Annotated in this window: 14 protein-coding genes and 1 pseudogene; 9 read left to right on the top strand and 6 right to left on the bottom strand. The window is 51.3% G+C overall.

Going from position 1 to position 15,710, the window contains the following annotated elements; all coding sequences use genetic code 11:
* The first annotated feature begins 4 nt into the window (after positions 1-4).
* Entirely contained in the window at positions 5-583 is a 579-nt protein-coding gene (locus tag SNR34_RS30195; protein WP_486180837.1) for a hypothetical protein, read from the top strand.
* A gap of 216 nt (positions 584-799) precedes the next feature.
* Here SNR34_RS30195 and SNR34_RS30190 read toward each other — a convergent pair whose 3' ends face one another.
* On the bottom strand, positions 800-1,714 hold the full coding sequence (locus tag SNR34_RS30190) for a phosphatidate cytidylyltransferase (protein ID WP_236413480.1): 915 nt from the start codon (positions 1,712-1,714) through the stop codon (positions 800-802).
* 99 nt (positions 1,715-1,813) lie between these two features.
* Between SNR34_RS30190 and SNR34_RS30185 the strand changes: the two genes are divergently transcribed.
* The 3 genes and pseudogenes from SNR34_RS30185 (at position 1,814) to SNR34_RS30175 (ending at position 4,373) form a co-directional block, all read left to right on the top strand.
* A complete protein-coding gene (locus SNR34_RS30185; RefSeq protein ID WP_236413478.1) occupies positions 1,814-2,386 on the top strand; it encodes a hypothetical protein in 573 nt (190 codons plus the stop codon).
* Positions 2,387-2,474: 88 nt separating this feature from the next.
* A pseudogene (locus tag SNR34_RS30180) lies at positions 2,475-2,681 on the top strand (hypothetical protein); the annotation flags it as partial.
* A 234-nt stretch (positions 2,682-2,915) separates the two neighbouring features.
* A complete protein-coding gene (locus SNR34_RS30175; RefSeq protein ID WP_486180836.1) occupies positions 2,916-4,373 on the top strand; it encodes a carboxylesterase/lipase family protein in 1,458 nt (485 codons plus the stop codon).
* 179 nt (positions 4,374-4,552) lie between these two features.
* Here SNR34_RS30175 and SNR34_RS30170 read toward each other — a convergent pair whose 3' ends face one another.
* Positions 4,553-5,710, bottom strand: coding sequence for a VanZ family protein (locus SNR34_RS30170; protein WP_486180835.1), 1,158 nt, complete (start codon positions 5,708-5,710; stop codon positions 4,553-4,555).
* A 279-nt stretch (positions 5,711-5,989) separates the two neighbouring features.
* On the opposite strand from SNR34_RS30170, the gene SNR34_RS30165 reads away from it, so the two are divergent.
* Entirely contained in the window at positions 5,990-6,331 is a 342-nt protein-coding gene (locus SNR34_RS30165) for a zinc ribbon domain-containing protein YjdM (RefSeq protein ID WP_486180834.1), read from the top strand.
* A 190-nt stretch (positions 6,332-6,521) separates the two neighbouring features.
* Entirely contained in the window at positions 6,522-7,580 is a 1,059-nt protein-coding gene (locus SNR34_RS30160) for an LLM class flavin-dependent oxidoreductase (protein WP_486180833.1), read from the top strand.
* A 123-nt stretch (positions 7,581-7,703) separates the two neighbouring features.
* Here SNR34_RS30160 and SNR34_RS30155 read toward each other — a convergent pair whose 3' ends face one another.
* Positions 7,704-8,975: a vWA domain-containing protein gene (locus SNR34_RS30155; protein ID WP_486180832.1), complete on the bottom strand. Its 1,272-nt coding sequence runs from the start codon at positions 8,973-8,975 to the stop codon at positions 7,704-7,706.
* Positions 8,976-9,072: 97 nt separating this feature from the next.
* Here SNR34_RS30155 and SNR34_RS30150 point away from each other — a divergent pair, with 97 nt between their 5' ends.
* The 3 genes from SNR34_RS30150 to SNR34_RS30140 all read left to right on the top strand — a co-directional run bounded on the left by SNR34_RS30150 (position 9,073) and on the right by SNR34_RS30140 (position 12,612).
* Positions 9,073-9,201, top strand: a complete 129-nt coding sequence (locus SNR34_RS30150; protein WP_290371420.1) for a hypothetical protein — start codon at positions 9,073-9,075, stop codon at positions 9,199-9,201.
* Between the two features lie 26 nt (positions 9,202-9,227).
* Positions 9,228-10,916, top strand: coding sequence for a copper amine oxidase N-terminal domain-containing protein (locus SNR34_RS30145; RefSeq protein WP_486180831.1), 1,689 nt, complete (start codon positions 9,228-9,230; stop codon positions 10,914-10,916).
* Between the two features lie 241 nt (positions 10,917-11,157).
* The gene (locus SNR34_RS30140; RefSeq protein WP_486180830.1) at positions 11,158-12,612 is read left to right on the top strand and encodes a GNAT family N-acetyltransferase; all 1,455 of its coding nucleotides are present in this window, start codon (positions 11,158-11,160) and stop codon (positions 12,610-12,612) included.
* A 65-nt stretch (positions 12,613-12,677) separates the two neighbouring features.
* Here SNR34_RS30140 and SNR34_RS30135 read toward each other — a convergent pair whose 3' ends face one another.
* From SNR34_RS30135 to pdxR, 3 genes are read right to left on the bottom strand one after another with little or no spacing between them, the layout of a single operon-like run.
* On the bottom strand, positions 12,678-13,136 hold the full coding sequence (locus SNR34_RS30135; protein WP_486180829.1) for a GNAT family N-acetyltransferase: 459 nt from the start codon (positions 13,134-13,136) through the stop codon (positions 12,678-12,680).
* Positions 13,133-14,053, bottom strand: coding sequence for a D-alanine--D-alanine ligase (locus SNR34_RS30130; RefSeq protein WP_236413464.1), 921 nt, complete (start codon positions 14,051-14,053; stop codon positions 13,133-13,135). The genes SNR34_RS30135 and SNR34_RS30130 overlap by 4 nt, the downstream gene beginning before the upstream one ends.
* 50 nt (positions 14,054-14,103) lie before the next feature.
* A complete protein-coding gene (gene pdxR, locus SNR34_RS30125) occupies positions 14,104-15,558 on the bottom strand; it encodes a MocR-like pyridoxine biosynthesis transcription factor PdxR (protein ID WP_486180828.1) in 1,455 nt (484 codons plus the stop codon).
* Positions 15,559-15,710 lie beyond the last annotated feature (152 nt).

The following is a 15,710-nucleotide window of genomic DNA, read 5'->3' as shown; positions in this document are numbered from 1 at the left end:
TTAGATGAATAAAAGCAGGTTCAACATCAACGCACTTGGCGCGCTGATTCTGGGATCGACGTTGCTGGTCAGCGGATGCGGCGCCATAAACAATAAGGAGTCGGTGCAGGAACACGCGTATCCCCAATCGAAACAGCCCATCGAGCAAGCGGGTCCAAACTCGGTTCCGAATGCGGCTGCCAAAAACAAGAACCCGGAAGCGGTTGAAGAAGGACGGCTGTCTGCCAAGGCCAACGATTCGGAAGGAGTCGGCTCGTTGATGTCCATTGAACTTCATCAGACGGACGAACTGGCCAAACACAAGCGTTTCGAATTCACGGTCAGACAGGTGCCTGAAGGGTATACACTATCCGAACTGCGTTGGACATCCAACCAGATTACGGTCATCGATAATTACGGACAAGCGGTTCAGCACGCCAAAAGCGGCAAAGAGGGTTTTTATATTGACGAGAAGCGTCAGATCTCAGGCTTCCGATACACGGGCGAAATGAAAGGGGAGAGCGGAAAAGTGACCCTGGTTTATACGGATGGTCAAGGCAGCGATGAGGTCCGGGTCGAAACCGAAGTGGCATTGCCTCTTTAACGGCGGGAGCCTTATTCAGATGATTGCCAGTGTGTGATGTGCATCGTTCGGTCGTGCCAAAAGACGGTCGCTGTCGGCACATTCAAGGCGGTCAGGGAGGCCAAAAAGCTTCGAGATTGTACCGAAAAGCGCATGCAAAAAGCAGCCCGGCGGGCTGCTTTTGCTTTTATCATCAAGTCCGAACGTTGCTGATAAACGAGATATGATTTCACAACGCTACATGAAGTCAAAGAAATAACGAACGACATGGAACATGACCGGGGACGTATAGGTCAAGCTGTCGACCCGGCTAAGGTAACTCTTTTTCAATGCGTCGAATTTGGTGTCGTCGCCGATCAACAGGTCCCTTTTCAACACGGATACCGTCAAGCTGCCGAAAAATCCTGCGAGCGCGATCAGTATACCGATAAAAATGGAGAACTCCCAATTAAACGGTGTCATATATGGGTGAATAAAGTAAGATGCGGCCGTGGTCACAACGAAGGAGCAGAGGAACCCTTCCCAGGTCAAAAAAGGATTGGCGGTAGGCACCACTTTGCGTTTGCCCAAATAGAGAGAAGCCAAATAATGCACCACATCGTTCAGCTGCGTCAACACAACCAGAAACAATACGAGCTTGGAGCCGTATTCCGGCGTGGCAAAGGGAAAGTACGCAAGATGACTTAACCCGAACACCATCAGCATGAGGCCCCACTGGGTCGAGCTTACGCTGCGAAGGAAACCGACCGTGCCTTTGTTGATCAGCCTTGGCAGCGGCAGCACGAGAAAGACATACAGCGGAATAAATACGATAAACATGCCGTACCATCCGATGTAGATCCAGTAAAATTGCACCGGTATGGCCAGGTATGCCCATAGAAACAATCGGCGGTCCGCTTTGCGCGTGCGAATCATGGAGAAATACTCCTTGAGCGCAAAAAACGCCAGCACCATGAGCGATATTAGGGAGACAATGGGGTTGAACAATGTGGCGAGACAAAAAATAACGAACATGCCCCACCAGGTTTTGATTTTATTGCCGATGCCCGAGTAATCCTTGTCCGGTTGAAGTCGGGACACGGTTTTATAACCGATATGTACGAGTAGTAATGCTGAAAAGATGAGCGTAAGCGTAAAAAGCGTGCTATTCACTTGGCGATATCACCTGCTTGTCGGGATGTGAGATTCCATTATAGGGTTCCTATGTTATTATGAAGGAATACTCGACACTTGATAAGGGGTAATTTTGCGATGACACCGGATCGTTCGGTTTATATTTTGTTGACTAATACAGGTACTTTGTTTACCAAAATGATTCAGACTTACACGCGCGCACCCTATAATCATGCGTCCATTTCATTCAATCGGGAACTTTCCGAGTTATACAGCTTTGGGCGCAAACATCCAAACAATCCGCTCAGCGGCGGCTTTGTGAAAGAAGATATCCAGAAGGGCACGTTCAGCAAATTTCCGGACACGACTTGTGTCATTTATGAGCTGAAGGTGACCGAGCGCGAGGTGGAAAAAATGAAACGCGTGCTGCACATCTTCATCCGCAGCCGCCAGAAGTTCATGTACAATCTGCTCGGCGTCATTGGCATCACGCTTAAAGAACCGGTGGAGTTCAGCAACTCGTATTTCTGCTCGCAGTTTGTGGCTGAAATTTTGCAGCGATCGGGGATCAAGCTGTGGAACAAGCTGCCTGCATTGGTGACGCCGGATGATTTTCGTCAAAACGAGCGGCTGGAGTTGATCTATGAGGGGCTGCTGCGGGATTATAGACCGCGTAAAGATCAGGAGCATGCCGATCCCGGCTCAAAATGATGGAGCGCCAAAACTCGGAATAAGCCTTTCGGATCATCGAAGTTATACGTCAGCAAGAAAAACAGGATAAAAAATCTCGTTTTATTAAGGCGGCGATCACATGCCAACGATGTTCAACGCCTCCTCTGTCGCCTATTTGTGGACGGACGATGATGAACATTTGAAAGGAAGCCAAGGGCTGCATGTGGAGGTTTATGCGGATCGCGTCGTCGTGAAGGGCAGGGACTTCGTGAAAGGGAGCTGGATTGAGGGCGCTGATTTTACGGTGAACTATTTGAGGGACAGCAGACTTTGAACAAAAATCGCTCGTGATCATCATTTGGATCACATGGAATCGTGCGCACGAAGGGCCGGTGTCATAAAAAGTTCCACGTGAAACGTTGGATGAAGCGTGAATTGGGGAAAGTTGTAAAAGGGTACATATGCGTTCTATACTCAAAAGGTAGATAAAATTTTCCATGGATTGCTGCAAGTTGATCGTACCGATACATGTCGGAACACTACTCGATAGAGAGGATGTAGACGCGGAATGAGAAAACTTCAAGTGATGACCAGCTACGGGATTGTGGAGGGCAAAAATTCGCATGGAGCGAACGCATGGAAAGGCATTCCTTATGCCAAGCCGCCGGTGAATGAACTGCGTTTCAAAGCCCCGGTTCCTCCGGAATCATGGGAAGGCGTGCGCGAAGCCCGGTTTTACGGGCCGGAAAACATTCAGCCGCGCAGTTCTCACCTGAAAGAAGCTGAGGGAGCGATTCGGGAATCCGAGGATAGCCTGTATCTGAACGTTTGGGCTCCGGAAAAAGAAAGCGATCATCCCCTCCCGGTCATGGTGTGGATTCATGGCGGTGCCTTCGTTACCGGATCGGGCAGCTTGCCCGTATATGACGGCACGTCCTTGGCCGTACGAGGCGATTTGATCGTGGTCACGATCAATTATCGTCTTGGGGCGCTCGGATTTTTGCATATGTCGCCGCTCGGCGAATCGTACGCCACCAATGCGGGATTGCTGGATCAGGTCGCTGCGCTGCAATGGGTGCAGGATAACATTTCCGCTTTCGGAGGGGACCCGGCCAACGTTACCGTATTCGGTGAATCGGCGGGCAGCATGAGCATTGCTGCCCTGATGGCGATGCCTGCGGCCAAGGGCCTGTTCCGGCGCGCTATTATGGAAAGCGGCGCATCGCAGTTCATGCCTGCCGAGCAGGCTAACGCGGTGCGTGAAGGCGTGCTGAAGATGCTTGGCATCGGTGCGGACGAGCTGCACAAGCTGCAGGACATCCCGGCAGAACGGATCGTCGAAGCTGCCGAGAGGTTCAAAGAGCAAAGCGGTGTAGGAATGGCCTTGCTGTTTCAGCCGGTGCTGGATGGCGATACGCTTCCGCAACCTCCGCTTCAGGCCGTTGCCGCAGGGTCAGCCCGGGATATTTCGGTGCTGATCGGTACGACGCTCGATGAAGGTTCGCTGTTTATCCAGCCCGATACGCCATTTTCCGAGCAGATCGACATGGTGCGCGGAGTCGACTTCATGGCGCCGGACCTTGCCGATCGCAAGGCTATTGCTGACAGCTATCCCAAAACGGCGGACGGACAGGCACAGGCCATGACCGATATGTTCTTCTGGCGTTCATCGCTCCAATATGCTGCTGCCCAGCAGAAGCATGCATCGGTGTGGATGTATCGTTTTGATTGGGTCATGCCGGAGCACCCGCTTCTTAAAAAAGCGATTCACAGCATCGAAATGTTCTTTGTCTTCAATACGCTGCATGCATTGAAATTCATGAAGGCCGAGCCGGACGCGGCTGCCGCCGCGCTCGCGCTTCGGGTGCAGGATGCATGGATTGCTTTTGCCAAAACGGGTCAGCCTCAAGTAGCCGGCATGGAATGGCCGACGTATGAACAGGATCGTGCAACGATGATCTTTAATCACGAGATCAAGCTCGAACACGATCCGGAAGCGGAGAAACGCAAACGGTTGGGTGTGTAGGTGATTTGATCTTTAGAAAACGCTCTAATCAATCACAATAGGTCACTACGTGGTCAGAATCATCTTTCGATCGCTCTTGTCCTCATATAGCCGCAAATCAAATAAAGTATGATTAGCATGGAGTAAATGCGCAAAACGCCTCACGTCTTTACGACGGAGGCGTTTTTTACTCAAGTACACTATTTACGCGAAGGTTTCGTGCCGGACACTTCATCAAAATAGAAGTTGCGTTTACCCCGCGAGAAGAGGACGAGTATGAGATGGAAAGCCAGAACGATGCAGGCAAGCATGTACAGGCCATATATGCCGACCGATATCCACACCTGATAGGTTTCGGGGATATATGCATTTTGGATGACTGCATACTCGTTCATGATTCGGATCGCGCTAAGAATGAGCCAGGGAATATACAGTGCCAGCCATCTTTTGAACAACGTTTTGAAGGAAGGCTGCCCTGTGCTGATATTGACGTAACGGAAGCGCATAAATGCGGATCCTGGCGTTTTGCCACCCCGTGCCATTGGAACGAAAAAGAGCAGGATCATCATGGCTAGCGTTGTGTTGACGGCCCCGGTGACAACATTGCTGCCTGAAGCCAAATTGAATATGGAAAACAGGTTGGATAACAGCGCGATGACTGCCGCATCGATCATTAACGCAAGCAGCTGTGCTACCGGAAATACTTTATTCTGCTCGACAATCTGCTCGGTTTTGGCTTGAAGGCGCGCCCTGGAAGGGAACATGGCCAGCAAAATAGGCGCAATCAGGAAACCAAGCACGGCGCCGGACGAATTCAGCATCAGGTCATCGATATCGAACAGCCGATAAGGGCAGGCAAAGTAGCCATACAGACCCGTAATTTGCGTGAGTTCGAAAAATAGGGAGAGCCCGAATCCGGCGATCAGCGCCTTTTTCCAGTGGGATCGTTGCTGCATGAAATAACGGATATATACTCCGAGCGGCATGAGCAGAAATACGTTGAAAAGGGCCTGCAAAAAAGCTTTGCTGCGGATCATTGCCATATAACTGGACGGCTGCGACCAGTTCATCGGCGTTTCTTTGAACATGTCGCTGATAAAGGTGAACGGGATCAGGTTGTAATAAACGGCGTCCGCCGCCTGCTGTGCGCAATTGTTGCGGGTTTCGGGCATCGGCAGAATAACGAGGCAGTAGGCGGCAAGCATATAGAAAACAAACGAAAAACTGATCGCAAAGCGGGACCAGCTAAAAAAACCGTCCTTGCGATAACCGTAAATGAGCCAAGGAATCAACAAAAACATGGCAGCGATAAGAAAAATGAAAAAAGCGGTTTTAACGGGAAACACATAGGGTGTCATACAGGGAAGCTCCTTTTTCTGAAAAAATCATATATGTTCTGACTGCATGCTTACAATATTAACATGGAAAGTTGTTCCGGATCTCCATCATAAGCGGTTTACCTTAAATCAAGGAACGTGCCAACCTTAAATTTAGTTTAAACGATGAGCCAGATGGTCTTGTTCCCGGATGGCAAACACTCCTTCTTTCCATTAACCTTCGATCCAGAGGTAGAACAACGGCGCATATTCCCGTATACTTGCGAGGAAGCCATCATAGAAATGGAGAGCTAAATACATATGTCCAATTTGCCAAATTGCCCGCAATGCAAATCCGAGTATACGTACGAGGATGGTTTCATGCTGGTATGTCCCGAATGCGCACATGAATGGAATCCGGAATCCGAACAAACGGCCGGGAAGGAGGAAAAGGTCGTCCGCGACGCGAACGGCAATGTGCTTCAGGACGGGGATACCGTATCCGTCATTAAGGAACTAAAGGTGAAAGGCAGCTCGCTCGTCGTCAAAATGGGGACGAAAGTTAAAAACATCCGCCTGATCGAAGGCGACCATGACATCGACTGCAAGATCGACAGCCTCGGCGCAATGAAGCTGAAGTCGGAGTTTGTGAAAAAAATCTAGGCAGGATCAGCAGCTAAACAATCTGCGTGGTAGATCCTTGCAAAGCCCTCTGCGTACCTGAGCAGAGGGCACTTGTTTTTTTATCTCAAATCGTTTAGAGTAGTTATTAACGAAATGTTATTAGCTTACAATACGTTAGAAATAGATGAGCAGTAAATACGGAACATTAATCATAAGGGAGGAATTAGGCATGGAAATCGGAATCAGTACCTTTGTAGAAACATCGCCGGACGTCAAAACGGGAGAGGTGATCAGCCATGCGCAGCGCATTCGCGAAGTCGTGGAAGAGATCGTTCTTGCGGATGAGGTAGGCTTGGACGTATACGGAGTAGGCGAGCATCATCGCGTGGACTATGCGGCATCTTCTCCAGCCGTTATTTTGGCAGCGGCAGCATCCCAAACGAAACGTATTCGCCTGACAAGTGCAGTGACGGTATTGTCCTCGGATGACCCTGTGAGGGTGTATCAGGATTTTGCCACACTGGACGGCATTTCGAACGGGCGCGCGGAAATTATGGCCGGACGTGGTTCGTTCATCGAATCGTTCCCGCTGTTTGGTTATGACCTGAACGACTATGATGAACTGTTCGACGAGAAGTTGGATTTGCTCCTGAAACTGCGGGACTCCGAAAAAGTAACCTGGGAAGGCAAACATCGTCCTTCCTTCAACAACCTGGGCATCTATCCGCGCCCGGTACAAGAAAAACTGCCAGTCTGGATCGGCAGCGGCGGCAACCAGGAGTCGGTCGTGCGCGCAGGTTTGCTCGGATTGCCGCTTGTGCTGGCCATCATTGGCGGTCGCCCAACCCAATTCGCGCCACTGGTGCAGCTGTACAAGAAAGCGGCGGAACATGCCGGACATGACGCATCCAAGCTGACGGTCGCCTCGCACTCGCATGGTTTCATTGCCGATACGACGGAAGAGGCAGTAGAGAAGTTTTTCCCGCCAGCGCAAGCCGTCATGAACGTTCTTGGACGCGAGCGCGGTTGGGGACATTACAGTCGGGCGACCTTTGACGCCGCTCGTTCGCTTGAAGGCGCGTTGTATGTCGGAGATGTCGATACCGTAGCCGAAAAAATCATTTATTTGCGCAAACAAGTGGGCATTACCCGTTTCATGCTGCATACCCCGCTCGGCACGATGCCTCATGCCGATGTCATGAGAGCGATCGAACTGCTCGGCAAAGAAGTTGCGCCGAAAGTACGGACCGAAATCGCACGTTGGGAAGCGGAGCAAGCCCGAGCTTAACATAAACGCCAAAAGACGCTAACCGTGGTTACTCCATGGATAGCGTCTTTTTTGCAGTTATATTTGGTGATATCGAATTTGAAAAGGGCTTAGGGGCAATACCTATGTTGCAAGGCTCCATCTTTAAGCCAGAATGCCTTTGGCACGAGCTTCCTTAATCCAGGCAGGGAATTCGCCCAGCAGGCGGTCATACAATTCTTCATCGCTGATCCGTGAGATATCGTCCAATTCGAAAAAGTTGGCATTATCGATGAATCGGCCGGGCATGTCGTCCAGCTTCTGAAGAATGCCGTAATTGGCTCGCCCCAAGCCAACGAATTGCCAGAACAGATTTTTGGTAGAGCTTTCGGTGATCAACCGTGTGATTTTTCCTTTGTTGCCTACGCCCCCATCGCTGAAAAAGATAATATACGTTGGGATCTGCACATTGGGTTCCTCCACCGTATATTTGCGGATGACGTCTTCCATTACAGGAGGCTCATTGTTGGTTCCACCCTTGCTTCCCAAAGTATATGCGCGATTGATGTAGTTTTCATAATCCTGCGCGGTTACGCTCGGTGCACGCAAGAAGTCTTTGGCAAAAAACCAAACATCCAGTTCGCCGTTATCGTCAAAGGCTGCAGCAATGGCCAGAATGCGTTCGAACGCTTCTTGCACGGTTCCGTTGCGATACAGGTGGTACATGGAGCCGGAGGCGTCGAATACAACCGCTACGCGTGCCCGGATCGGTTCGGACTGCTTCTTCTGCAGGGACAAATTCACTTTTCGTTTAAGCAAATCGATTTTGGTCAGGTTTAACGGGGCTGGCTCAGGTTCGGCAGCAGGCGGTACAGGAGTCTCTGTGGCAGCAGCCACCTCTTGTCCGGGGTTGCCCTCAACTTCCACGCCGAACGATTCGGCCAGTGGTTTAAGTCCCCCGAAGAAGCCGCGTCCAATGGCGCGTACCTTGAATTCGCCGTTATGTTTGTAAACTTCGATGAAAATCAATGCCGTTTCGGCGGTTGCCTGGGTAATCTCATATGTAATTTGCTGTTGCCCTGCTTGTACAATGGCCCGGCAGTTGCGGACCTGAGCGAAAGTGCCGCCTTCATCCAGGGTAGCGGTGAAAACGCACTTTTCGACGGGGGCCTGGCGAAGTCTGTCAGTGTCGATTACAAAAGTAGTTTTGCGCGCCTCCATCTGTTGCAGCTCTACGCTGCGATGAGGGTCCGAGGTCTGGTTGTAAAATACAAAGTAGTCGTCGGAAGGAACATGGCCCCGCTCGTTGACCATGAAACAACTGACATCGAGCGTTGATGGCCCCGAATCGCATTGGATCGTTACTTGCAGTTGGGCGGCTGACGGAATGGCTGTGTTCTGCCCGGTGCTTAATGGAATGTTGGGGGATGACATCATATGCATTCTCCTTTTATAGGCTAGGTTGAAAAGGTTGGACTATTTAGATTCTCATACAGATGTTTCCATAAGTCAATGCGCCTGTATGAAGGGCGGAATGAACGAAGCGGGACTTGTGGTCGAACAAACCACATTGTGGTCCACCCTCTATCCCGAGGCGGATGAACGTCCTGCCGTCAATGAGCTGCAATGGATGCGGTATCTTCCGACACATGCAGTACTTTGACGTCTGTGTTAAATGGGAGATCCCTGATGAATGGATCTGATCCATTGCGTATTATCCCGATTCGTTCACATGATCGCCGGATGTTTAACTTTTTTTGGAATTTTTGCATCAATATCATTTACAACAATTACCTCTGCCTCCATAATAGAAATGAACGACATTTCGCCCATGAAAAAGGAGGAGATCGTATTATTAACCGCAAATTTGCGCAATGGATCGCCATACCGCTCATTTTGATTATGGTTACGCTTACGGGGTGCCAAGCCGTAGGTGGGGTTGACGTTGGTAAAGCCATTGAGAACAATGCAACAGTGAAATCCGCTGAATCCAATCAAACGCTGAACATAAAGCTCGAACCGGCATCCGAATGGATCGATTCGGACGATGACCTTGAGATGATAGAACTGATTAATTCGTTATCCCTGAATATTACGGATGCCAAATTGAAAGATTCCAAGACGGCCTCCATTGAGGGCGCGCTGAGCATTCAGGACAAAAAGCTGCCTTTCCATCTGTCGATGGACGAGTCGGCCATCGTGTTTGATGTAGATGGCGCGAAAAAGCCGCTCTACATATCGCTTGCAGGCAATGATGCCCTGCTCGGTTTGGATACGGCTGCGTTCGAGAAGCAAATCGAGGAGCTCTCTCCGAAAATGCTGGCATTTATGCTGAAACATCTGTCCAATCCAACAAACATTTCCGTGAATTCTGTACAGGAAAAGGTTCACGGGGAATCGCTCAGCCTTTCCAAACTGCACGTGGAGATTAACGGCGAAGAACTGCTGGCGCTGGTTAAGCCGTTCCTCACCAGTGTGGCGAAGGATGAAGAAGGACTCAAGAGTCTGATTGGCGACCTGTATGACGTATTCTATCCGGTGATTAAAGCCGTGAATACGGTGGAGGGCGCCGGAGATGACGCTTTTGCTGCGATCGTGCCCGAATCCCGCGATGCGGCAGTAACGGCAATGTACGGCATGGTAAAAGCAGGCTTGGATGAATTGCTCGCAAGTTACGATGAGGGGCTGAAGCAGCTTCTCGCGGACACGCCTGAACTGAAGACGGTGCTTGGCAAAGACACCGTACTGAAGCTGGACCTCTATCTGGACAGTGCGCAGAACATCCGCAAGCAAAGCCTTGACTTGAAAGTGGCGCTGCCGGCTTCCGAGTTCCTGCCGATTAAATCCGCGACATTGTCGAGCGTGAGCGAGATGTGGAACATTGGCGGAGCGGTTGCGGTCAATGCGGTCGATACAACGAACGGCGTGATCGATGTGGAAGATTCGGGCATTACGCCAGGCCAATTCCTGCGCAACTTCGAGTCGGATTCCGTCATCTATGACTTGCTCAAAAACGAAGCAGGTATTACAAGCAAAACGGTTATGCTCCAAACGGATGACGAATATTCGGGTGCAGTCGACGTTGACGGAGTCACGTTTGTTCCCGTTCGTTACCTGTCCGAGCAGTTGGATGCCGAAGTGAAGTGGACCAAAGGATCGGATCGAATCGTCGTCATCGACGACATTACCGGGAATGAGGTTATCTTGACTCTGAATTCGGATCAGGCAACCGTAGCGGGGAAAGAAGTGAGAATGACGGGATCTGCCTTTGTAGGCAGAGATGGTAAAACCTATGTGCCGCTCCAGTTTGCAGCCGAATCGCTTGGCGCAACAGTGACGGAGGACGATGCAGGTTGGCTTTGGATCGAACGCAAGTAAGATTTGATTTCATTTGAAATGATGTTCATGAAAGGGGATTTCGGAATATGCCGGATTTCTTGTAATGGCGATGAAGTGCACATTTAAAAAATTCCGTGGATTGGTCTACGGGATACGTGTGTCCTTTTTTACCCGTTACGAGGAACCTCGGCGTTTCTGAAACGATGAAACGAAGGGGGCACCTCGATTGGAGGTGCCTTTTTTGCGTCATCACCAAAATAATCCCCAGAGGTGTTTGTATATGAACCATCATTTGTTTATCCAGAGCAACCATATTTCGCTTCGTCCTTTTACCATGGAAGATCAAGCCGAGCTGTTGTGCCTGATTGCCCAACCGGAGATTACGAATGTTTTGCCCGAGTGGAAGATGACTGTCGAGCAACTGAAAGGCTTCCTGCAGTTTGTGATTGGGAGTTACGAGCAATTCGATCCGGGAGATGTGCGTGTAATGCTGGCAGTGATTCACAATGTGGATCAACGCGTGATCGGCTGGTGCGGCGTATTTCCCAACGACATGCTGGACGCTTCCGACCGTGAAGTCGCGTATGCGATTTCCCGTGATCATCGGAGAAAGGGATACATGACCGAGGCGGTTCGTGCCATCAGCCGACATCTGTTCGAGCATACGAGTTTGGAACGAATCGTAGGCATCGTCAAACCATTTAACATGGCCTCCCGCAAGGTGCTGGAGCACGCGGGCTTTCGATTGGTTTCACGCCGAAGGCTGGCCGATGGAGCGGATTATGATTATTTTGAACTGATCGGCAAGGAATCAGGCCAGACAGGCAATGATCAACCGCCAGCACGGGTACGTCTGCGCCGAGCGCAGATGGAAGACGCAGCCATGCTGACGGAGACTTGTACCCGTGCATTTGACCAAGCAATGAAAGAATGGTCCAAAGGGCCGGATGATCTGGACCCCAACCTGTGTCCGCCCGGCTATTCGTCGGTACACATGCATCGTTACGTCATTCGCGAGTGGGATTACTTTACGGTCGAACTGGGCGATTGCCTGATCGGGGGAGTGAGCGTACAGGTGTTGGGGCGTGCTTATGCGCGGCTCGACAAAATCTTTATCGATCCCGCGTGGCAGAGCCGGGGAGTCGGGGCTCAGGTCGTGAGACTTATTGAGGCCGCATATCCCGAGGTTGCGGTATGGAGGTTGGAGACGTACGGGCGGCAACCGAACAATCACCACTTTTACGAGAAGATGGGGTATGAGCGGTTATATAGCTCCAAGGATGAGTATGGGTATGAGAAACGTTTGCATCGGTCTGTTCCGAAACCCATGTTGGATGAAGGCTCCGTCGAATGGATACAGGCCCATTTGGAAGAGGGAAGAATCAGCAGCAGCAATCTGTCCCGCCTGCGCGTCACGGATTGCAATTTGAGCGGCAGCCGGTTTACGAATTTGAACATGACCGACATGCTGCTAGCAGATTTGCGTTTAAGCGGAAGCGTGGTGGAATGGGGTGCGCTGGATGGCATCCATTTTCGCGATACGCATCTTGGCGCAGAGAGAAGGCCCATGCAGTGGGAGCGCTGCGACCTTGCCGGTACTGTATTTCGGGATTGCGATCTGTCCGGCGTGCAGCTGGACGGATGCAGCGTGAAAGGCATGAAGATCGACGGGGTAGCTGTGGAGGATTTGCTGGCGGCTTATGAAAGATGCAAATCGGGCGAAAAAAACGATTAAAAAAAGAAGCCCGTTTCCGGCATGATGTCCGGGAGCGGGCTTTTCAATAGGATAAGATCCATTTGTTAAACGTGCTGCGGAACTCGCAGTGTTTTGCTGAAGCCGGTACTGCCGTCCGTGTATCCCATCACGCGATAAAACCGGTGCGCAGCCTGGCGCTCCTCGCGGTTGGCGCTGTTCAGGGACAGGGAGAATACACCCTGCTCCGCTGCCCATTGCTCAGCGGCTTGAATCAACCGGGTGCCGATGCCCGAACCTCTGAACTGATCATGCACGATCAGTGCCATGATGCGGCAATGGCGTCCGTTTTTTTCATACATATATGAGGTTTGCAGGCCGATCAGCCCAATGGCGCGTCCCCGCACTTCGGCGATCAGTGTCGTAAAGTTGGCGTCTGACGCAAGATGGCGGTAACGCTCGCTCATTTCGGCATAGGTGGTTGGATAACCAAGTTGATCCATGAGAATAACCATGTCCTGTATATCGTTTTCCGTACTGTGCCGTATGCTGACATCCAGACTCATGCCAATGCAGCCTCCTTCGCCCGTTGTTTCAACGATAAATCAATAATGGAATCTAGCAAACCCGCAAACGATAAACCGGCCGCTGCCGCGCTTTTGGGAAGCAAACTGTTGCTGGTAAGGCCAGGGAGGGTATTCACTTCAAGCACATAAGGGATGCCGTCCCTAATCAGCATATCGACGCGTGCATAGACGCTGCATTTTAAGGCCCGGTAACAGGCTAGAGCCGCCGCTTCCACGCGCTGATGCAGATCGGCCGGAAGTTCGATAACCTGTTCGACGGCCCCGCCGTCGCTGTATTTGGCTTCATAATCGAAGAACGTTGCGTTCGTGCGAATGGACAGGACCGGAAGCATACGGCCGTCAAGAATGGAGCAGGTGATCTCGTCGCCCTCGATATATTGCTCGATCATCACCGTTTCGTCCCAAGCCAGAGCTGCTTCTACCGCAGAGCGCAGTCCTGCTTCTTCACGCACGATCTGCGTGCCGATGCTGGAGCCGCCCGAATTGGGTTTGACGACGACCGGGTACGACAGCTGTTGTACCGAAGGCCCGGACAGTTCATCCAGGCTGCTCACTTGCAGCCATGCTCCGGTGGTTACGCCCGCATGTTGGATAATACGTTTGGACAAGTCTTTGTCCATGCATAGGCTGCTCGCGAGCACGCCGCATCCCGTATAGGGTACGCCGAGCGATTCGAGCGTGCCTTGTACGGTGCCGTCCTCCCCGTATTTTCCATGGAGAGCAAGCAAGGCCACATCCAAACCGGCTGCTTTGTCAATGAGATCGCGTTTGCTGTTAATCTCCACCGGGACGACCTCGTATTTTTGCCTGTCGAGATGGGCAATCATCTCCTTTCCGGTCAGCAGGGAAATATCCCGCTCCGAAGATGTTCCGCCCATAATCACGCCCACTTTCATGTAATGCCCTCCCTTATGATTTCGGGTGCACGTTCTGCACCCATGTCGGATCAGCGCCATTTGGCCGCTATTTCACCGATAATGCGAATGCCTTTGCGTATGTTTTCGTCGCTCACCCTGGAGAAGCCGAGACGCATGGTGTTCTGTCCCTGGCCTTCCTCCAAGTAAAAAGTATCGCCCGGCATAAAGGTAACCCCTTTTGCCTTGCATGCTTCCAGCAGTTCTCGCGTGCTGAACGCCTCAGGGAACTGAACGAACAAGTGAAGTCCGCCTTCCCCGGATATTCTGCACATGGGCAGATGCTGCTTAAGACAGCGCACGACCAGCTCGTATTTGCGTTTGTATTCGGTGCGTGCCCGTTTCAGGTATTTCTCGAAATGGCCATTGCTTAAATATTGATAAAGCAATGATTGATCCAGCGTCGAGGTATGGATGCTTCGCGCACGCTTCATGCTTTCCAAAAAGTCGATTAATGCTTGATCAGCGATTATCCAGCCTACTCGCAGCCCCGGAAACAGCACCTTCGAGAAGCTGCCCAGGTAGATCAGTCCAGAGCCTTTGCCAACACTTGTAATCAGCGGGGAAACGTGCGATCCGGAATAGCGCAGTTCTTCGTTGAACCCGTCTTCGATGACCGGCACCTTGTACTGGTTCATAAGCCGGATAATCTCGGCCCGCTTGGCCGGTGAGGTCACGATGCCGGTCGGATTGTGATAGGACGGGACGAGATAAGCCAGATCGTACGCATCCGAAGCCAGCTTGTTTTCCAATTGCTTTAAATTCAGCCCATCGGATTCCATATCGACGCCTGTGAGCTCAAACTGATGGAGCCTGAGATTTTTGATGGCCGTATGGTGCGTCGGATTTTCGCATAATGCCCGGCCGCTTCGTTTGCGCAAAGCGCTCAGCACAAGGTCAAAACCCTCGGTGAACCCGTTGGTGATCAAAATATCTTTGCCTTCCAAATCGACGCCTTTGTTTTCCATGTACCTGAGCAAATATTGCATCAGAGGGCGATAGCCTTTGGCATACCCGTAATTAAGCAGAACTTCCCCTTCCAGCGACATGCGGTCGAGAAAGGCCCGTTTCACGTTATGCAGGTCGAACAGCTTCTCGTCCGGGGCGATGCTGGTAAAGGAAATTTCGCCTCGCTCCGCCCCGGATCCATGCTTCATCAGGTCCAGCTGTTCAGCTTGAACGGCGTAGTCGCTGACACGGTCAGACCAGTCCGGTTCCCAGGGCGGCGTCTCCGTTTCCGGGGTCCCGATGGAAGGACTGACGTAGTTGCCCTTTCCTTTGACCGCATAGATCAGCCCTTCTTCCTCCAACTCGGCATAGGCGAGCAGGACGGTGCTGCGGCTCACTTTCATGAGGGTGCTTAGTTCACGGGTGGAGGGAAGCTTTTGCTTCGCCTGCAGGCCGCCTTTGAGCATCAACCGTTTCATGTAATCCTTGACTTGTATATATACAGGGCGGTCATCCGTCAACTGCAGATCGGAATACATCCCATCACTCCCTTAATGGTATCTTGCCATATTATAAACCCGCCAGAAAGAACCACGATACCTCCGATTCTGTGCCGGAGTGGTCCAGGTTATACAGGCACGACAAAAAGCCCTGGCTTCTGCCGGGCTGATGACGACTGCTTGCTTATTTC

The sequence above is a fragment of the Paenibacillus sp. XP01 genome (genome assembly GCF_057364885.1).
Note: the sequence above shows the minus strand (reverse complement) of the source record. Positions and strands in the feature narration are given on the sequence as shown.